Source organism: Limnohabitans sp. Hippo4, assembly GCF_003063605.1.
In the GTDB taxonomy this organism is placed as follows: Bacteria; Pseudomonadota; Gammaproteobacteria; order Burkholderiales; family Burkholderiaceae_C; genus Limnohabitans_A.
On sequence record NZ_NESE01000006.1, the window covers coordinates 1 to 17,823 of the forward strand.

Below are 17,823 nucleotides of genomic sequence, written 5' to 3' on the forward strand. Positions count from 1 at the left end.
CGCCGAACTTGGCTGCCAACACGGTGGTGATCGCAGCTGTCAATGTTGTTTTGCCGTGGTCGACGTGACCAATGGTGCCAACGTTCACGTGCGGTTTTGTCCGCTCAAATTTCTCTTTTGCCATTTCTCGACTCCGAAAAAAACGTTAAAAACTAAAACTCAAAAAGTGCTCAAAATTTGCACAAAAAACTGGTGCCCTTGGCGGGAATCGGACCCGCGATCTCCCCCTTACCAAGGGGGTGCTCTACCACTGAGCCACAAGGGCGATCATGACTCAGTACAACAAGGCACTTTGTCCGCACTAAACTGCACCACCTTGTTGAAACTGGAGCGGGAGACGGGAATCGAACCCGCGTCATTAGCTTGGAAGGCTAGGGTTCTACCATTGAACTACTCCCGCATTTGACTGCAGCAGAGTCAGGCAAATCATCCGGGCAATTCAAGTCAATTGAATGACAGTCACCCCGATGCGTTTTCTGATTCCAAACGCTCTTTGTTCTTAACAAGGTAATTTTGCTGGTGGAGGAGACTGGATTCGAACCAGTGTAGGCGTAAGCCAACAGATTTACAGTCTGCCCCCTTTAGCCACTCGGGCACCCCTCCTCAGCGAATCTGGGATTATGCCACTTTTTTCTCAGCCTCAGCAAGCCTCAAGAAGGAAATTACCAAAGTATTGCTTTTTTATTTTGGGCCAACAACCACCGGTTCACTTGGCCGAAGTGGCCGCACCCCATGAATGGCAAGGGGGGTCTGAGGGCCGACAAGGGTGATGGGTGATTGGCCTTTAAAACCAAATGGCGCTTCGCCACATCACCCGCTTCAATCAATGCCGCCTTGCCTTGGGCATGGCCACCCCAGAGCAAAAAAGCCCGGGGTTGTGCATCCATGGCAAGGGCTTCAATGATTTTGTCAGTAAGCACTTCCCAACCCCAACGGCTATGACTGGCAGGTTGTGAGTCCTCAACGGTCAGGGCTGTGTTCAAGAGCAGAACACCCTGCGATGCCCATCGCACCAAGCTGCCTGCATGGGCGCCCTGCGGCATGACAGCCCCCGTATCACGTTGAACCTCTTTGAAAATATTGCGCAAACTGGGTGGGATTTTTTGCCCTTCGCCCACCGAGAAGGCCAAGCCTTCGGCCTGTCCTGGGCCATGGTAGGGGTCTTGCCCCAAGATCACCACGCGCACTTGCTCAAAGGGCGTCAGCTCAAGTGCCTTGTAGGGTGTGCGAGGATAAATCACCTTGTGGGCGGCCAACTGGTCGACCAGTTTTTGGGACAAAGCGTGTCCTGTCTCGCTTTGCCAATGCATCTGCAGAAGCTGAGACCAAACAGACGACAAGCCTGTCAGGCTGGGCGGCCAATCGCTGCTGCGCAGTTGATTCCAATGAATGTCATGACCCGCGCCCTCATCACCTTCACGGGCCAACTCACCAAACAAGGTGGTTTGCTTGCCAATTGAAGTCATGGTGCGCAAAGTCCCGCCCGCGAATGGCAGGAGGTCTTAATGAAACAAGTCAGCCAAAGCCTGGCCGGGATCGGTTGCACGCATGAAAGCCTCGCCAACCAAAAAGGCGTGCACATGGGCGTCGCGCATTTTTTGCACATCGGCGCTCGACAAGATGCCGCTCTCGGTCACCAAAATACGATCGGCAGGTACATCCTTCATCATGCCCAAGGTGGTGTCCAAAGACACTTCGAAGCTTCGCAGGTTGCGGTTGTTGATGCCCACCAAAGGCGTTTTCAATTTGAGCGCACGCGTTAACTCTTGTGCATCATGCACTTCCACCAACACCGCCATGTCCAAGCTGCGCGCCACCGCCTCCATGTCTTTCATTTGCGCATCGTCCAAACACGCTGCAATGAGCAAGATGCAATCTGCCCCCATCACGCGTGCTTCATAAACTTGATATGGGTCGACCATGAAGTCTTTGCGCAGCACGGGCAAATCACAACTGGCACGCGCTTGCTTCAAGTAGTCTGCGCTGCCTTGGAAAAACTGCGCGTCGGTTAAGACGGACAAACAAGCCGCGCCATGCTCTGCATAGCTTTGTGCAATGTCAGCGGGCATGAAGTCAGCGCGCAACACGCCTTTTGAGGGGCTGGCCTTTTTGATCTCTGCAATGACAGCAGCTTGGCCGCTGTCAATCTTGTGACGAATGGCGCCAACAAAGTCGCGTGTGAGCACGCGGCTTTCCGCGTCGGCACGCACGGCAGCCAAAGGTTTTTTGCGCAATGACAGTTCAATTTCTTCGTGCTTGACCGCGACGATTTTTTTCAGAATATCGCTCATGCAGAAGCTCCTGCTTTTTGGGTGAAGGCCACAAACTGTTCCAGCTTGTTTTTGGCAGCACCTGATTCAATCGCTTGACGCGCCAACACAATGCCTTCTTTGATGCTGCTTGACACATTGGCCGCGTACAGCGCAGCACCCGCATTCAAAATCACAATGTCGCGCGCAGCGCCTGCTTCGTTGTTCAACACAGCGCGCAGCAACGCTTGCGAAGCTTCGGGTGTTTCAACACGCAAAGCGCGGTTGCTGACCATGGCCATGCCAAAGTCTTCTGGATGAATTTCGTATTCTGTGATGTGGCCATCTTTGAGTTCGCCCACCAAGGTGGCGGCACCCAAGCTGACTTCGTCCATGCCATCGCGGCCATAAACGACCAATGCATGTTCGGCGCCCAGTCGTTGCAAGGCGCGAATTTGAATGCCCACCAAGTCGGGGTGGAACACACCCATCAAAATGTTGGGTGCGCTGGCGGGATTGGTGAGGGGACCCAAGATGTTGAAAATGGTTCGCACGCCCAGCTCTTTGCGAACAGGCGCCACATTTTTCATGGCGGGATGGTGATTGGGTGCAAACATGAAGCCAATGCCCACTTCTTGCACACACTGCGCAATTTTCTCGGGTGACAAATTGATGTTGGCCCCCAAACTCTCGAGCACATCGGCACTGCCCGATTTGCTGCTGACACTGCGGCCGCCATGCTTGGCGGTTTTGGCGCCAGCAGCTGCCGCCACAAACATCGCGCAGGTTGAAATGTTGAAGGTGTGTGAGCCATCGCCGCCAGTGCCCACGATGTCCACCAAATGACGCGTATCTGGCACCACCACCTTGGTCGAAAACTCGCGCATCACTTGCGCGGCGGCGGTGATCTCACCAATTGTTTCTTTTTTGACACGCAAACCTGTGATCAATGCAGCCGTCATGACGGGCGAGAGTTCGCCGTTCATGATCATGCGCATGATCTTCAGCATTTCATCGTGGAAAATTTCACGGTGCTCAATGGTTCTTTGCAGTGCTTCGTGCGGCGTAATGGGCATGGCAGTCTCTGGATTTGAATTCATGAAATGTTGGGATGTTGTGCTTGCTAGCTTGCTTGAATTCAAGCGTTGAAAAATTGACGGACAGCGGAAATGGTGCGATCAATTCCTGCACGGTCAACATCCAAGTGCGTGACAAAACGCATGCGGTACAGACCCGTCATGTCGATGCCCGCTTGCTTTAAATGGGTTTGCAAAGCCACGCCTTGGGCTTTGGCCTCGCCCACCAAATCAACAAACAAAATATTGGTTTGGGGTGTTTCAACTTGCAGGCCTGGAATGCCGCTCAAGCCTTGCGCCAAATCTTGCATCAATTGGTGGTCTTCAGCCAAGCGCAGTACATGGTGATCCAAGGCATAAGAAGCAGCGGCCGCCATGAAGCCCGCTTGACGCAAGCCACCACCTGCCATTTTGCGCAGGCGATGCGCTCTGGCAATGAAGGCTTTGGAGCCACACAAAGCAGAGCCCATGGGTGCGCCCAAACCTTTGCTGAAGCAAACCGACACACTGTCAAAACATTGGGCAATGCGTTTGGCTTCGTCGTAGGGTGACGTGCCCAGTGCTGCGGCTTGGGCCACTGCTGCATTGAATAGCCGTGCGCCGTCCAAGTGACGTGCCAAACCTTTTTGCAAGGCCAATGCGCTGGCCTCGCTCAGATAGCTTTGAGGCAAGACCTTGCCACCCCATGTATTTTCTAAAGCCAACAATTTGGTTTTGGCAAAGTGCGCATCGTCTGGTTTGATGGCCGCTTCAATGTCAGCCAATGCCAAACTGCCGTCGGCTTGTTGCGTCAGCGGTTGGGGTTGCACACTGCCAAACACTGCAGCGCCGCCACCTTCCCAGCGATAGCAATGGGCCATTTGACCCACGATGTATTCATCACCTCGCTGGCAATGCGACAGCACCCCACACAAATTACTTTGTGTACCCGTGGGCATGAACAATGCAGCTTCAAAACCAAGCAGCTTGGCAATTTTTTCTTGCAGTGCATTCACGCTAGGGTCATCTGCAAAAACATCATCACCCACCAAAGCTTGCGCCATGGCTTCTCGCATGCCGGGTGTGGGCCGCGTGACGGTGTCACTGCGCAAATCAATGCGCGGCATAGCGGATGCAGTGCTCATGTCAGGAAGCCTCCAAGAAATTTTTCAGCATGGCGTGACCATGTTCTGTCAGGATGGACTCGGGGTGAAACTGCACACCCTCTACATTCAAATGCTTGTGGCGCACGCCCATGATTTCACCATCATCGGTCCACGCCGTGATTTCTAAATCTGCGGGGCACGATGCGCGCTCAATGGCCAAAGAGTGATAACGGTTGACCGTGAATTTTTCTGGCAAGTTTTTGAACACACCACTTTGTTTGGTTTGAATGACACTGGTTTTGCCGTGCATCAATTCTTGTGCGCGAACAATTTTGCCGCCAAAGGCTGCGCCAATGCTTTGATGGCCCAAGCACACGCCCAAGATGGGTAGCTTGCCCGCAAAGTGCTGAATGGCCGCAACTGAAATGCCCGCTTCCGCAGGCGAACAAGGGCCGGGCGATATCACCAAACGGTCTGGCGCTTTGGCGGCAATGCCTTCCAACGTAATTTCGTCATTTCGAAAGACTTCAACCTCGGCGCCCAACTCGCCAAAATACTGCACGATGTTGAATGTGAAAGAGTCGTAGTTGTCGACCATCAACAATTTAATTTTGGCCATGTCGATTACTCCAAACCTTCTTCCACCAACTCACTGGCACGCAACAAGGCGCGTGCTTTGTGTTCGGTTTCTTTCCATTCCAACTCGGGCACTGAATCGGCCACCACACCGGCCGCAGCCTGCACGTACAAGGTTTGATCTTTGATGACTGCTGTGCGAATGGCAATGGCCACATCCATGTCGCCCGCATAGCTGAGGTAGCCGCATGCACCGCCATACAGTCCGCGCTTGGTGGGCTCGAGGCGATCAATCAATTCCATCGCATGCACTTTGGGTGCCCCCGTGAGTGTGCCCGCAGGAAACGTGGCTTTGAGCACATCCATGTTGGTCATGCCATCCTTCAAGATGCCTTCGACGTTGCTCACGATGTGCATCACATGGCTGTAGCGCTCTACCGCGAAGACTTCGGTCACTTTGACCGAGCCAATTTTGGCAATGCGACCAATGTCGTTGCGGGCCAAGTCAATCAGCATCACGTGCTCGGCACGCTCTTTGGGATCGTTCACCAACTCGTGTTCGGCGGCTTTGTCTTTTTCAGGTGTGGCGCCCCGTGGACGCGTACCGGCCAAGGGACGAATGGTGACTTTGACACCCTCTTCGGTTTGCTCTTGGCGCACCAAAATTTCGGGGCTGGCACCGACCACATGGAAGTCGCCAAAGTTGTAGAAGTACATGTAAGGGCTGGGGTTCAAAGACCTGAGCGCACGGTACAAAGACAAGGGGCTTTCGGTGTAGCGCTTCTTGATGCGTTGGCCTACTTGCACCTGCATGAAGTCGCCTGCGGCGATCAACTCTTTGGCTTCCAGCACTGCTTTCAAATAGTCTTCTTTTTTGAAGTCGCGTTCGGCAGGATGCGTTTGTGTGGAGTTCACCACGGGCGCGCTAACGGAGTACTTCAACAATTCTTTGAGTTCGCGCAAACGCTTCTTGGCTTTTGAATACGCCTCGGGCACGCCAGGGTCGGCATACACGATCAAATAAAGCTTGCCCGACAGGTTGTCGATCACGGCCAACTCTTCGCATTGCAGCAGCAAAATGTCGGGCGTACCCAAGGTGTCAGGCGGACATGTTTTTTCGAGCTTTTTCTCAATGTAGCGAACAGCGTCGTAACCAAAATAGCCTGCCAAGCCGCCACAAAACCGTGGCAAACCTGGGCGCAGCGCCACCTTGAATCGCTTTTGATATTGCTCGATGAAATCGAGGGGGTTGCCTGACGCCGTTTCCACCACCACGCCATCGGTGACGACTTCGGTCTTGGCCACTGCACCAAAGCCACTGGCTTGCAAAAAGGTTTTGGCGGGCAAGCCAATGAAGCTGTAGCGGCCAAAGCGCTCACCACCCACCACCGACTCGAGCAAAAAGCTGTACTTGCCACCATCTTTGGCATGCGCCAGTTTGAGGTACAGGGACAGCGGGGTTTCTAAATCAGCAAACGCCTCCAGCATGAGGGGAATGCGGTTGAAGCCTTGTTGCGTCAGGCTTTTGAATTCAAGTTCTGTGATCACGATCGGAAGCTCCGTTCAGGATGGTTGGGCCGGGGTGCGCAAGGGGCGCGTTAGAAGGGGCCAACCGGTTCATTCATTTGTTCAAGTGAAAAAGCTTGAACACTGGGGTGGCAGCGATGCCGCTGCCGGTTCTAGGCAAATTTAAACTGGCTGACGCCAAGACCAGGCTCCCCGGCCAGAAACGGCCGGCAGCACTGCTGCGAAGAATGAATGAATTTGGATCATGGAAGGCTTAGTGTAACAAAGCTGTCGGTCACACGCCAAGCAGAATGTCAGGCTGCGCTCAACTCCTTGCGCATGGCTTGAATGACGGCTGCGTAATCGGGCTTGCCAAAAATGGCGCTGCCCGCCACAAAGGTGTCGGCACCTGCATCGGCCACACGGCGAATGTTGTCGACTTTGACCCCGCCATCCACTTCCAGGCGGATGTCTTTGCCTGATTTGTCAATCCACTCTCGGGCTTGTTCAATTTTGCGAAGCGCGCTGTCAATGAAGCTCTGGCCACCAAAGCCAGGGTTGACCGACATGATGAGGATCAGGTCGATGTCGTCAATGACCCACTCCAACACATCCAAGGATTCTGCAGGATTGAACACCACACCGGCTTTGCAGCCTTTGGACTTGATGGCCTGAACACTGCGGTGCACATGCGTTGATGCATCTGGATGAAAACTGATCAGATCGGCACCGGCATCAGCAAAGGCTGCGGCCAAGGCATCCACCGGCTGCACCATCAGGTGCACATCAATGGGCACATCTTTGCCGTCAGCTGTTTTGGCATGTGGCTTGAGGGCCTGGCAAATCATGGGGCCAAACGTGAGGTTGGGCACGTAATGGTTGTCCATCACGTCGTAGTGAATCCAGTCGGCGCCGGCGGCAATGACATTTCGCACTTCTTCACCCAATCGGGCGAAATCGGCAGACAAAAGTGAGGGGGCGATGCGGTAGGTGGTCATGTCCGAATTGTCTCATTTTGTCAGCCCCAAATTGTTCAGAGTGCGCAGATGCGCCAGGGCTTGTCAGAGGTTATGCTTGGGTTTATGGGTGAGTTTGATCTGATCGAAACCTTCTTCAAACGGCCAGCGCGGCATGCCACGCTGGGGGTGGGTGACGACTGCGCATTGTTGGGCGTCACGCCCGGCCAGCAATTGGCCATCTCCAGTGACATGCTGGTCGAAGGTCGACACTTTCTCTCCACCGTGAACCCCCGTCATTTGGGGCACAAAGCCTTGGCCGTAAACTTAAGTGATCTGGCAGCCTGTGGCGCCAAACCCAAGGCGTTCATGTTGGCGCTGTCATTGCCCCAAGTGGACCCGCATTGGCTGTCTGAGTTTTCGCAAGGCCTTTGGACTTTGGCCGACGCCCACGACATCGACCTCATTGGCGGCGACACCACACGCGGCCCCTTGAACATTTGCATCACCGTTTTGGGCGAAGTGCCTGCGTCGCAAGCCCTGCTTCGAAGCGGTGCGCAAGTTGGAGATGACATTTATGTCAGCGGTCATTTGGGCGATGCGCGTTTGGCGCTTGAAGTTTTTCGAGGCCACATGAAAGTGCCTGCGCCTGTTTTTGAACACGCACGATGGCGCATGGAACAACCCACACCACGCGTTGCATTGGGCATGGCTTTGCGCAGCATTGCGCATTCGGCGGCCGACATCAGCGACGGTCTGTTGGGCGATTTGGGGCACATTTTGAAAGCCAGCGGTGTGGGTGCCGAGATCGAAACACCGCAGGTGGTCAGCACCTTGGACTGTCGCAATGCCAAAGAATTTCATAACCAGCTTGATTCCGCCAGTCAGTTGGCACTGACTTTGTCGGGTGGCGATGACTACGAGTTGGTCTTTACCGCAGCGCCTGATCAGCGAGAGGCTGTTGCGGCTGCCAGCCAGACAGCCCAAACGCGGGTTACGCGAATCGGGCACATCACAGCCACGCCTCACTTGGTTTTGCGAGACGCAAACGGCCAAGTGATGCCGAACACCTTTGCCTCTTTCGACCACTTCAAATCAGCATGAGACCCACTGCAGGCTTCATGGCAAAACATCCTGCGCATTGGATTGCCTTGGGCTTTGGCTCAGGACTTTCGCCTAAAGCGCCTGGCACGGTTGGCACTTTGTGGGCATGGGCCAGTTGGTGGGTTTTTCACGAGCACTTCACACAACTTGAGTGGGGCCTCCTTTTGGCTGCGTCCACCTTGGTAGGTTGGTGGGCCTGCAAAGTGACCGCAGAGAACATGGGCATCGCCGATCCTGGTGCCATTGTTTGGGATGAAGTGTTGGCGTTTTGGCTCATCCTTTGGTTGTTGGAGCCCAGTAATTTGTTAACGCAATGCTTTGCGTTTGCGTTGTTTCGTTATTTCGACGCGGCAAAACCTGGCCCGGTCGCTTGGGCCGATCGTTTGTTCAAAGGCTTTGGCTGGCGGGGTGCCTTTGGCATTTTGCTGGATGATTTTGTGGCTGCGTTTTGCACCCTTCTTTGCTTTGCACTTTGGAGAGCCTGGTGACTTCTCTCATTCAACTTCATTGTGAATCCCTTGCCCAAGCACTTTTGGCGCACAAGGCATGCATCGCCACGGCAGAAAGCTGCACCGGCGGCATGATTGCCGCCAGTTGCACCCATTTGTCTGGCTCTAGCGCATGGTTTGAAAGAGGCTTTGTGACATACGCCAACGAAGCCAAAACGGAAATGCTGGGCGTACCGGCCACACTGATTGCACAGCACGGTGCAGTCAGCGAGGAAGTGGCCAAAGCCATGGCTTTGGGCGCTTTAGCGCACTCCAAGGCCAACTTCAGTGTGGCGGTCACAGGTGTTGCCGGTCCAACGGGCGGCAGCCCTGAGAAGCCTGTGGGCACAGTCTGGCTTGCATGGGCGTCTAGAAATCCTGCGCAATGCATCAGCATTCGCCAAGTTTTTTCGGGCGACAGACAAGCTGTCCGAGAGGCCACCACTGCACTGGCATTGGCACAGTTGACCAAGATGGTGACTGGCAGCTGAAGAAGCCTTGCCACTATTGAACGTGTTTCACTGAAGCGATTGACCAAAAAAAATGCCCACCGAAGTGGGCATTTTTTCAATCAGCGCGCAAATCAATTTGCTGCTTAATTTGGTTGCGGGGGCCGGATTTGAACCAACGACCTTTGGGTTATGAGCCCAACGAGCTACCAGACTGCTCCACCCCGCGGTAAAAACGAGAGTATACCTTGTTAATCAGCTTTAATACTTAAGGTTTTAAAATTAAAGCCAATTATTTGCAAACTTAAGCTTCAGGCGCTTGCTCGACCACATCGGGACGATCAACCAACTCGACCAAAGCCATTGGTGCATTGTCACCCACGCGGTAACCCATTTTCAGGATGCGTGTGTAACCACCTGGGCGTGCATTGAAGCGGGGGCCGAGGTCTGTGAACAGTTTGGTGACGCTGTCGCGATCGCGCAAACGGTTGAAAGCCAAGCGGCGGTTGGCCACTGTGTCGACTTTGGCCAAAGTGATCATGGGCTCGATCACGCGGCGCAGTTCTTTGGCCTTTGGCACTGTTGTTTTGATCACTTCGTGCTCAATGATGGAGTTCATCATGTTTTGCAGCATTGCCAAGCGGTGTGAGCTTGTGCGATTGAGTTTACGTAGTCCGTGTCCGTGACGCATGGTGCTAATCCTTTCTTTATTAATCAAGCAGCCGTATCAGGTACTGCCCGTGCACTGCCCACCCTAGGAACTCAGGATGGGACTTTTGAAAAGTCCTGCTATTTTAGCTGACTTGCTGAAAGGGTCTTCAGGTCAAACCTAAAGGGGCCCTCTCAAATTAACGCTTTTCCAAACCAGCAGGTGGCCAGCTCTCGAGCTTCATGCCCAATGTCAAACCACGTGAGGCCAAAACTTCTTTGATCTCATTGAGTGACTTGCGACCCAGGTTAGGGGTCTTGAGCAATTCGTTCTCGGTGCGCTGAATCAGGTCGCCGATGTAGTAAATGTTTTCTGCTTTGAGGCAGTTGGCAGAGCGAACGGTGAGTTCGAGCTCGTCCACTGGGCGCAGCAAAATAGGATCGAAGCTGCTGGCGCCGCCGCGTTGTGCGGGTGCGTCGAATGCAGACAACTCGCTGCCTTCGAGCTGTGCGAACACAGCCAATTGCTCCACCAAGATTTTGGCAGAAGAGCGAACGGCATCTTCAGCGCTGATGGCACCATTGGTTTCCATTTCGATGACCAACTTGTCGAGGTCGGTGCGCTGCTCAACACGTGCGCTTTCGACTGTGTAGCTAACGCGCTTAACAGGTGAGAAAGAGGCATCGAGAACAATGCGACCCACAGATTTTGTAGGCTCATCGGCAAAACGTCGCATCGAACCTGGCACATAGCCACGGCCTTTTTCAACCTTGATTTGCATGTCGAGCTTGCCGCCTTGTGACAGGTTGGCAATGACGTGCTCGGGGTTGATGATTTCAACGTCGTGCGGTGTTTGGATATCGGCCGCTGTGACAGGACCTTCGCCATCTTTGCGCAGGCTCAATGTCACTTCATCGCGATTGTGCAATTTGAAAACCACACCTTTGAGGTTCAACAAGATGTTGACAACATCTTCTTGCACACCATCAATGGATGAGTACTCGTGAACAACACCAGCGATGGTGACTTCCGTAGCGGAATAACCCACCATAGAAGACAACAACACACGGCGCAGCGCATTGCCCAAGGTGTGGCCATAGCCACGCTCGAAGGGCTCCAAGGTCACCTTGGCGCGGTTGGGGCCGAGTTGTTCAACTTGGATGGCTTTGGGTTTCAACAGATTGGTTTGCATTCAGACTTCCTCTCAATACCCCCGGTTCGTTACACCGGTAAGGCTGATGAAGCACCCAAACCGCGATGCATCGCGGTAAGGGAACAATTGAAACAAGATGAGATTAGCGTGAATACAATTCAACGATCAATGATTCGTTGATGTCAGACGCAAATTCATCACGATCAGGAGCCTTCTTGAAGACGCCTTCAACTTTTTCGATGTTGACTTCAACCCAAGCTGGCATGCCAACTTGTTGAGCCAATTGCAAAGCTTCCAAAACACGTGTTTGTTTCTTGGACTTTTCACGAACAGCCACCACATCGCCAGCTTTGACGAGGTAAGAAGGGATGTTCACTGGGTGACCATTCACGGTGACCGCTTTGTGTGAAACCAATTGACGTGATTCAGCGCGAGTAGAGCCAAAGCCCATGCGGTAAACAACATTGTCCAAGCGTGACTCGAGCAAGCTCAACAGGTTAGAACCTGTGTTGCCTTTACGACGGTCAGCTTCGGTGAAGTAGCGGCGGAATTGCTTCTCGAGCACGCCGTACATGCGCTTCACTTTTTGCTTTTCGCGCAATTGCAAACCGTAATCGGATGTACGCTGACCAGAAGTACGACCGTGTTGGCCGGGCTTGGTGTCAAATTTAGACTTGTCCGCAATAGAGCGACGTGCGCTCTTCAAGAACAGGTCAGTGCCTTCACGGCGGGAAAGTTTGGCCTTAGGGCCTAGGTAACGTGCCACTTGATCTTCCTTTTCTGTCAACTACCGCATGAGACATGCGGGAGCCATTGCCAGCACGGCAATGGCGGTGGGCTTTGCAAATTAGATACGACGACGCTTTTGAGGGCGGCAACCGTTGTGGGGCATGGGTGTGACGTCTGCAATCGATGTGATGCGGATGCCCAAGGCGCCCAATGCACGAACTGAAGACTCGCGACCTGGGCCTGGGCCTTTGATCTCGACGTCGAGGTTCTTGATGCCTTGTTCAATGGCGGCACGGCCAGCCACTTCGGAAGCAACCTGCGCTGCAAACGGTGTGGATTTACGTGAACCCTTGAAACCTTGACCACCTGAAGAAGCCCATGACAACGCATTGCCTTGGCGATCAGTGATGGTGATGATGGTGTTGTTGAACGAGGCGTGCACGTGTGCGATGCCGTCGGCAACGTTCTTGCGAACTTTTTTGCGCACGCGTTGTGCGGCGCTATTGGATGGGGCTTTTGCCATAGTGGTCTCTCAATCCCTGTTATTTCTTCAAGCCTGCAGCGCCTTTACGCGGACCCTTGCGAGTACGTGCATTGGTGCGAGTACGCTGACCACGCATGGGCAAGCCACGGCGGTGGCGGAAACCACGGTAGCAACCGATGTCCATCAAACGCTTGATGTTCATGGTTGTTTCGCGACGCAAGTCACCTTCAATGGTGATCAATGCGATTTGATCGCGAATTTTTTCCAGGTCGCCATCCGTCAGATCTTTGATCTTTTTGGAATAAGCAATGCCTGAAGCCTCGCAGATTTTGCGAGCGCGGGTGCGACCGATACCAAAGATAGCTGTCAAGCCAATTTCGGTATGCTTGTGCGGCGGAATGTTGATGCCAGCGATACGTGCCATTTTCGTCCTCTAATAACTCTTGCAATCAGCCTTGACGCTGCTTATGACGTGGGTCTGTGCAGATCACACGAACCACGCCTTTACGGCGAATGACTTTGCAGTTGCGGCAAATTTTTTTGACCGAAGCCGAAACTCTCATTTCATTTCTCCTAAAACTCTTTTACCTATCAATTCAATCACAGCGTGGTTTTGAAATTCGCTTTTTTAAGAAGCGACTCGTACTGCTGAGACATCATGTAGTTCTGAACTTGTGCCATGAAATCCATGGTCACCACAACAATGATCAGAAGTGAAGTGCCACCAAAATAGAACGGCACGTTGTACTTCAAGATCAAAAATTCGGGCAAGAGACAAACAAAGGTGATGTACACGGCACCGGCCAGTGTTAAACGCACCAAAATTTTGTCAATGAATTTGGCAGTGTGATCACCAGGACGAATGCCGGGGATGAACGCACCACTCTTCTTGAGGTTGTCGGCCGTCTCGCGGCTGTTGAACACCAAGGCAGTATAGAAAAAGCAGAAGAACACAATGGCAGCTGCATAGAACATCACATAGATCGGTTGACCTGGTGTGAGGGCAGAAGCCACGTCCTTCATGAACAACACCACAGCGTTGTTGGTTTCACCAGAACTGAACCAATTGATCACAGTGGCTGGCAAAAGAATGATGGATGAAGCAAAGATAGGTGGAATGACGCCAGCCATGTTGAGCTTCAAGGGCAGGTGTGACGATTGACCGCCATACACCTTGTTGCCCACCTGACGGCGAGCATAGTTCACCAAAATCTTGCGCTGGCCGCGTTCAACGAACACCACAAAATAAGTGACCAAGATAACCACAGCAATGATGAAGATGGAAACCAGAGGGCCCATGGCGCCTGTGCGAACCAGCTCCAACAATCCGCCGATAGAGCCAGGCAAACCTGCAGCAATACCAGCAAAAATGAGGATAGAAATACCGTTGCCTAAACCGCGCTCGGTGATTTGCTCACCCAGCCACATCAGGAACATGGTGCCTGCAGTCAAGCTGACCACAGCGGTCATGCGGAAACCAAAACCGGGGGCAATGACCAAACCAGCAGAAGCTTCCAAAGCCATGGCAATGCCCAAGGATTGGAACAAAGCCAAACCCAAAGCGCCAAAGCGTGTGTACTGCGTAATCTTGCGACGTCCCGCTTCGCCCTCTTTCTTGAGCTGCTCGAAAGCAGGCAAGACATAAGTGAGCAATTGCATGATGATGGACGCAGAGATGTAAGGCATGATGCCCAACGCGAACGCGGTGAAGCGCGACAAAGCACCGCCCGAGAACATGTTGAACAAGCTCAGAATGCCGCCCTGCTGACCATTGAAGAGTTGCTGCAGCTGTGCGGGGTCAATGCCTGGAACAGGAATGTGCGCACCCACACGGTAAACCACCAGCGCGAGCAACAAGAAGACGAGACGGCGACTCAAGTCTCCGTACTTGCCTTTGTTTGCTGTTGTTGCGCTAGTGACCACTGCGTACTTCTCTCAATTAAGCCAATGAACCGCCAGCAGCTTCGATGGCTGCTTTAGCGCCGGCTGTTGCGCCAATGCCTGTCAACTTGACAGCTTTGGTCAACGAACCAGTTTTGACAACCTTGACCACTTTGGCCAGCTCGCCCACCAGGCCAGCTTGCTTCAGTGCCAACACGTCAACTTCGGGCAAGCCGAGGTTTTCGAGTGCTGTCAATGTGACTTCAGCATTGAACTTCAAGAGGTGAGACTTGAAGCCACGCTTGGGCAGACGACGTTGCAAAGGCATTTGACCGCCTTCGAAACCCACTTTGTGGTAGCCGCCTGAACGGGATTTTTGACCTTTGTGTCCACGGCCGGCGGTTTTACCCAGACCCGAACCGATACCACGGCCAACGCGACGCTTGGCGTGTTTAGCGCCAGCTGCAGGTTTGATGCTGTTGAGTTCCATCAGATATCTCTCAGAGAACTTTGACCAGATAGCTGATCTTGTTGATCATGCCGCGAACTGAAGGTGTGTCCTGCAATTCGCTGACGCTGTTGAGCTTGCGCAAGCCCAGACCACGAACGGTGTCGCGGTGGTCTTGTTTGCAGCCGATAGGGCTGCGAACCAATTGGACCTTGACGGTTTGTTGAGTTGTCATTGGTGTGCCTTTCGGGTTCAAGCGAAGATGTCTTCAACGCTCTTGCCACGCTTGGAGGCAATTTCATATGCCGTTGTGCAGTGGGTCAAAGCGTCCAAAGTGGCGCGAACCATGTTGTAAGGGTTTGACGAACCATGGCTTTTTGCCACGATGTCAGTGATACCCATCACTTCGAAAACAGCACGCATTGGGCCGCCGGCAATGATGCCAGTACCCTTGGGAGCGGGCGCCATGAAAACGCGCGCTGCACCGTGGTGACCGTAAACGGTGTGATGGATGGTGCCGTTTTTGAGCGACACTTTGTGCAAGTTGCGACGAGCTTCTTCCATGGCTTTTTGAACAGCAGCTGGCACTTCTTTCGATTTGCCTTTGCCCATGCCCACTTTGCCATCGCCGTCACCAACCACTGTCAAAGCTGCGAACGCCAAAATGCGACCACCCTTAACAACCTTGGTAACGCGGTTCACCGCGATCATCTTCTCGCGCAGACCGTCTTCTGGACCGTCACCTTGTGCTTTTGCCTGAAACTTAGCCATTTGTAATTTCCGATCCGTTTAGAACTGCAAGCCAGCTTCGCGAGCGGCTTCAGCCAAAGCTTTGACACGACCGTGGAAGGCAAAACCTGCGCGGTCGAAAGCTACTTTTTCAACACCAGCAGCTTTCGCTTTTTCAGCGATGCGCTTGCCGATCAGTTGCGCTGCATTGGCGTTACCACCCTTGCCGGCTGCGCCGAGTTCTTTGCGAACATCGGCTTCGGCTGTAGATGCACTGGCCAACACTTTGCTGCCGTCGCCGGAAATGACGCTGGCATAAATGTGAAGATTGGTACGGTTCACTGTCAAACGTGCCACGCCTTGCTGTGCAATGCGGATGCGTGTTTGACGTGCACGACGGAGACGCTGCTCTTTTTTGGTCAACATGATGCAGCTCCTTATTTCTTCTTAGTCTCTTTGATCGTGATCTTCTCATCCGCGTAACGGATGCCCTTGCCTTTGTAAGGCTCGGGAGGACGAACAGCACGAATCTCAGCAGCAATCTGACCCACACGTTGGCGGTCAGCACCTTTGATGATGATTTCAGTTGGCGCAGGTGTTTCCACTTTGATGCCAGCAGGCATGTCAATGTTCACAGGGTGCGAATAACCAACTGCCAAATTCAACTTGGCGCCTTGGGCTTGGGCTTTGTAACCCACACCGATCAAAGTCAGCTTCTTCTCGAAGCCTTTGGTCACACCTGTCACCATGTTGTTCACCAGCTGACGCATGGTGCCGCTCATGGCATTGGCTTCACGGGAGTCATTGACCGGATCAAAGGTCAACTTGCCGTTGTCGTTGTTTACTTTGACCAACAAGCTAGAAGCGGTGGCAAGCGTGCCGCCAGTTCCTTTGACGCTGATTTGGTCTTCTTTGATGGACACATCCACGCCAGCGGGGATGGTCACAGGCATTTTTCCTACACGGGACATTTTCTAGTCTCTCCTGCGCTTAAGCGACGTAGCAAAGAACTTCGCCGCCGACACCGGCTGCGCGCGCTTTGCGGTCGGTCATCACGCCTTGGGGTGTGGTGACGATGGCCACGCCCAAACCGTTGAGGACTTGTGGAATGGCATCGCGGCCTTTGTAAACGCGAAGGCCAGGGCGACTGACGCGCTCAATGCGCTCAATCACAGGGCGACCTGCGTAGTACTTCAGGGCGATTTCAAGTTCGGACTTACCGCCCGCTGTCTTGACTTGGAAGCCGTCGATGTAACCTTCATCTTTCAGCACCTGGGCAATTGCCACCTTCACCTTGGAAGAGGGAATTGAAACGGAGGCCTTGGCCACCATTTGTGCGTTGCGGATGCGAGTCAGCAAATCGGCAATGGGATCACTCATGCTCATGTTGTATCTCTCCTGCCGATTACCAGCTGGCTTTGGTCACGCCAGGAATGTTGCCTTGGAAGGCTAATTCACGAATTTTGGCGCGGCCGAGGCCGAATTGACGGAACGTGCCACGTGGACGACCAGTGATCGCGCAGCGGTTACGTTGACGTGTGGGGTTCGCATTGCGTGGGAGCTTTTGCAAACCCAAACGGGCTGCTGCGCGCTCTTCGTCGCTGCGTTTTGGATCTTGAGAAATGGCTTTCAATTCCGCGTGTTTAGCCGCGTACTTGGCCACCAATTTGTCTCGCTTGAGCTCGCGCTCGATCAAAGCTACTTTAGCCACGTGTCACCTCAGTTCTTGAACGGGAAGCGGAAGCCGGCGAGCAATGCTTTGCATTCGTCGTCGGTCTTGGCTGTCGTGGTGATGCTGATATTGAGACCGCGCAAAGCGTCAACCTTGTCGTACTCAATTTCAGGGAAAATGATTTGCTCTTTCACGCCGACGTTGTAGTTGCCACGGCCGTCAAAAGCACGACCAGAGATACCACGGAAGTCACGCACGCGGGGCAAAGCCACGGTGACGAAGCGATCCAGGAATTCATACATTTGCACGCCACGCAATGTGACCATGCAACCAATGGCTTGGCCTTCGCGGATTTTGAAACCAGCGATTGGCTTTTTAGCCTTGGTAACGACTGGCTTTTGACCAGCGATTTTTGTCAAGTCGCCCACCGCGTTGTCCATGACCTTTTTATCGGCAACGGCTTCGCTCACACCCATGTTCAGAGTGATTTTGGTGATGCGGGGCACTTCCATGACTGATTTGTAACCAAACTTGGTCATCAGTTCAGGCGCAATTTTTTCGCGGTATTGTTGTTGTAGACGTGCCATTT

The 17,823-nt window shown here is 53.3% G+C and carries 26 protein-coding genes and 4 tRNA genes; 3 read left to right on the top strand and 27 right to left on the bottom strand.

Annotated elements, in window-relative coordinates; genetic code table 11:
• From B9Z46_RS13285 to rpe, 11 genes are all read right to left on the bottom strand, one after another.
• Nucleotides 1–124, bottom strand: a 124-nt coding sequence (locus B9Z46_RS13285; RefSeq protein WP_233246005.1) for a GTP-binding protein, incomplete at its 3' end; no start/stop codon positions are given.
• Between the two features lie 66 nt (nt 125–190).
• Nucleotides 191–265, bottom strand: a tRNA-Thr gene (locus B9Z46_RS13290).
• A gap of 61 nt (nt 266–326) precedes the next feature.
• Nucleotides 327–400: transfer RNA gene (locus B9Z46_RS13295), tRNA-Gly, on the bottom strand.
• A gap of 117 nt (nt 401–517) precedes the next feature.
• Nucleotides 518–603 (bottom strand) — tRNA-Tyr (locus B9Z46_RS13300).
• Nucleotides 604–662: 59 nt separating this feature from the next.
• On the bottom strand, nt 663–1,466 hold the full coding sequence (locus tag B9Z46_RS13305) for a uracil-DNA glycosylase (protein ID WP_108257193.1): 804 nt from the start codon (nt 1,464–1,466) through the stop codon (nt 663–665).
• Nucleotides 1,467–1,502: 36 nt separating this feature from the next.
• Nucleotides 1,503–2,291, bottom strand: coding sequence for an indole-3-glycerol phosphate synthase TrpC (trpC, locus tag B9Z46_RS13310; RefSeq protein WP_108257127.1), 789 nt, complete (start codon nt 2,289–2,291; stop codon nt 1,503–1,505).
• Complete coding sequence (trpD, locus tag B9Z46_RS13315; protein ID WP_108257194.1) at nt 2,288–3,325, bottom strand: anthranilate phosphoribosyltransferase; 1,038 nt, start codon at nt 3,323–3,325, stop codon at nt 2,288–2,290. The genes trpC and trpD overlap by 4 nt, the downstream gene beginning before the upstream one ends.
• Nucleotides 3,326–3,387: 62 nt before the next feature.
• Entirely contained in the window at nt 3,388–4,449 is a 1,062-nt protein-coding gene (gene ltaE / locus B9Z46_RS13320; RefSeq protein WP_108257128.1) for a low-specificity L-threonine aldolase, read from the bottom strand.
• Nucleotide 4,450: 1 nt separating this feature from the next.
• Nucleotides 4,451–5,029, bottom strand: coding sequence for an aminodeoxychorismate/anthranilate synthase component II (locus tag B9Z46_RS13325; protein ID WP_055359596.1), 579 nt, complete (start codon nt 5,027–5,029; stop codon nt 4,451–4,453).
• 5 nt (nt 5,030–5,034) lie between these two features.
• Nucleotides 5,035–6,534 carry an anthranilate synthase component I gene (gene trpE / locus B9Z46_RS13330; protein WP_108257129.1) on the bottom strand — a complete coding sequence of 500 codons (1,500 nt, stop codon included), beginning with the start codon at nt 6,532–6,534 and terminating at the stop codon, nt 5,035–5,037.
• 272 nt (nt 6,535–6,806) lie between these two features.
• Nucleotides 6,807–7,490, bottom strand: a complete 684-nt coding sequence (gene rpe / locus B9Z46_RS13335; RefSeq protein ID WP_108257130.1) for a ribulose-phosphate 3-epimerase — start codon at nt 7,488–7,490, stop codon at nt 6,807–6,809.
• Between the two features lie 84 nt (nt 7,491–7,574).
• Between rpe and thiL the strand changes: the two genes are divergently transcribed.
• From thiL to B9Z46_RS13350, 3 genes are read left to right on the top strand one after another with little or no spacing between them, the layout of a single operon-like run.
• The gene (gene thiL / locus B9Z46_RS13340) at nt 7,575–8,552 is read left to right on the top strand and encodes a thiamine-phosphate kinase (protein ID WP_108257131.1); all 978 of its coding nucleotides are present in this window, start codon (nt 7,575–7,577) and stop codon (nt 8,550–8,552) included.
• Between the two features lie 17 nt (nt 8,553–8,569).
• A complete protein-coding gene (locus tag B9Z46_RS13345) occupies nt 8,570–9,040 on the top strand; it encodes a phosphatidylglycerophosphatase A (protein WP_369907456.1) in 471 nt (156 codons plus the stop codon).
• Nucleotides 9,037–9,531: a CinA family protein gene (locus B9Z46_RS13350; protein WP_369907457.1), complete on the top strand. Its 495-nt coding sequence runs from the start codon at nt 9,037–9,039 to the stop codon at nt 9,529–9,531. Before B9Z46_RS13345 ends, B9Z46_RS13350 begins: the two co-directional genes overlap by 4 nt.
• 110 nt (nt 9,532–9,641) lie before the next feature.
• Here B9Z46_RS13350 and B9Z46_RS13355 read toward each other — a convergent pair.
• The 16 genes from B9Z46_RS13355 to rplE form a co-directional block, all read right to left on the bottom strand.
• Nucleotides 9,642–9,718: transfer RNA gene (locus tag B9Z46_RS13355), tRNA-Met, on the bottom strand.
• A 75-nt stretch (nt 9,719–9,793) separates the two neighbouring features.
• Entirely contained in the window at nt 9,794–10,180 is a 387-nt protein-coding gene (rplQ, locus tag B9Z46_RS13360; RefSeq protein ID WP_108257134.1) for a 50S ribosomal protein L17, read from the bottom strand.
• 157 nt (nt 10,181–10,337) lie between these two features.
• Nucleotides 10,338–11,330: a DNA-directed RNA polymerase subunit alpha gene (gene rpoA / locus B9Z46_RS13365; RefSeq protein WP_055359589.1), complete on the bottom strand. Its 993-nt coding sequence runs from the start codon at nt 11,328–11,330 to the stop codon at nt 10,338–10,340.
• Nucleotides 11,331–11,433: 103 nt separating this feature from the next.
• A complete protein-coding gene (gene rpsD / locus B9Z46_RS13370; protein ID WP_055361796.1) occupies nt 11,434–12,057 on the bottom strand; it encodes a 30S ribosomal protein S4 in 624 nt (207 codons plus the stop codon).
• Between the two features lie 81 nt (nt 12,058–12,138).
• Nucleotides 12,139–12,543, bottom strand: coding sequence for a 30S ribosomal protein S11 (rpsK, locus tag B9Z46_RS13375; RefSeq protein ID WP_055359588.1), 405 nt, complete (start codon nt 12,541–12,543; stop codon nt 12,139–12,141).
• 19 nt (nt 12,544–12,562) lie between these two features.
• A complete protein-coding gene (gene rpsM / locus B9Z46_RS13380) occupies nt 12,563–12,928 on the bottom strand; it encodes a 30S ribosomal protein S13 (RefSeq protein WP_028820149.1) in 366 nt (121 codons plus the stop codon).
• Nucleotides 12,929–12,953: 25 nt separating this feature from the next.
• A complete protein-coding gene (gene rpmJ, locus B9Z46_RS13385) occupies nt 12,954–13,067 on the bottom strand; it encodes a 50S ribosomal protein L36 (protein ID WP_028820150.1) in 114 nt (37 codons plus the stop codon).
• Between the two features lie 37 nt (nt 13,068–13,104).
• Nucleotides 13,105–14,427 carry a preprotein translocase subunit SecY gene (secY, locus tag B9Z46_RS13390; protein ID WP_108257135.1) on the bottom strand — a complete coding sequence of 441 codons (1,323 nt, stop codon included), beginning with the start codon at nt 14,425–14,427 and terminating at the stop codon, nt 13,105–13,107.
• A gap of 16 nt (nt 14,428–14,443) precedes the next feature.
• Entirely contained in the window at nt 14,444–14,875 is a 432-nt protein-coding gene (gene rplO / locus B9Z46_RS13395; protein WP_055359586.1) for a 50S ribosomal protein L15, read from the bottom strand.
• Between the two features lie 10 nt (nt 14,876–14,885).
• The gene (gene rpmD / locus B9Z46_RS13400; protein ID WP_055359585.1) at nt 14,886–15,068 is read right to left on the bottom strand and encodes a 50S ribosomal protein L30; all 183 of its coding nucleotides are present in this window, start codon (nt 15,066–15,068) and stop codon (nt 14,886–14,888) included.
• A 17-nt stretch (nt 15,069–15,085) separates the two neighbouring features.
• Complete coding sequence (rpsE, locus tag B9Z46_RS13405) at nt 15,086–15,604, bottom strand: 30S ribosomal protein S5 (protein ID WP_055359584.1); 519 nt, start codon at nt 15,602–15,604, stop codon at nt 15,086–15,088.
• An 18-nt stretch (nt 15,605–15,622) separates the two neighbouring features.
• The gene (gene rplR, locus B9Z46_RS13410; RefSeq protein ID WP_055359583.1) at nt 15,623–15,988 is read right to left on the bottom strand and encodes a 50S ribosomal protein L18; all 366 of its coding nucleotides are present in this window, start codon (nt 15,986–15,988) and stop codon (nt 15,623–15,625) included.
• Nucleotides 15,989–15,999: 11 nt separating this feature from the next.
• Nucleotides 16,000–16,533 carry a 50S ribosomal protein L6 gene (gene rplF / locus B9Z46_RS13415; RefSeq protein WP_055359582.1) on the bottom strand — a complete coding sequence of 178 codons (534 nt, stop codon included), beginning with the start codon at nt 16,531–16,533 and terminating at the stop codon, nt 16,000–16,002.
• Nucleotides 16,534–16,552: 19 nt separating this feature from the next.
• Nucleotides 16,553–16,948, bottom strand: a complete 396-nt coding sequence (gene rpsH, locus B9Z46_RS13420; RefSeq protein WP_055359581.1) for a 30S ribosomal protein S8 — start codon at nt 16,946–16,948, stop codon at nt 16,553–16,555.
• A gap of 19 nt (nt 16,949–16,967) precedes the next feature.
• Nucleotides 16,968–17,273, bottom strand: a complete 306-nt coding sequence (rpsN, locus tag B9Z46_RS13425; RefSeq protein ID WP_055359580.1) for a 30S ribosomal protein S14 — start codon at nt 17,271–17,273, stop codon at nt 16,968–16,970.
• An 8-nt stretch (nt 17,274–17,281) separates the two neighbouring features.
• Entirely contained in the window at nt 17,282–17,821 is a 540-nt protein-coding gene (rplE, locus tag B9Z46_RS13430) for a 50S ribosomal protein L5 (RefSeq protein WP_055359579.1), read from the bottom strand.
• Nucleotides 17,822–17,823 lie beyond the last annotated feature (2 nt).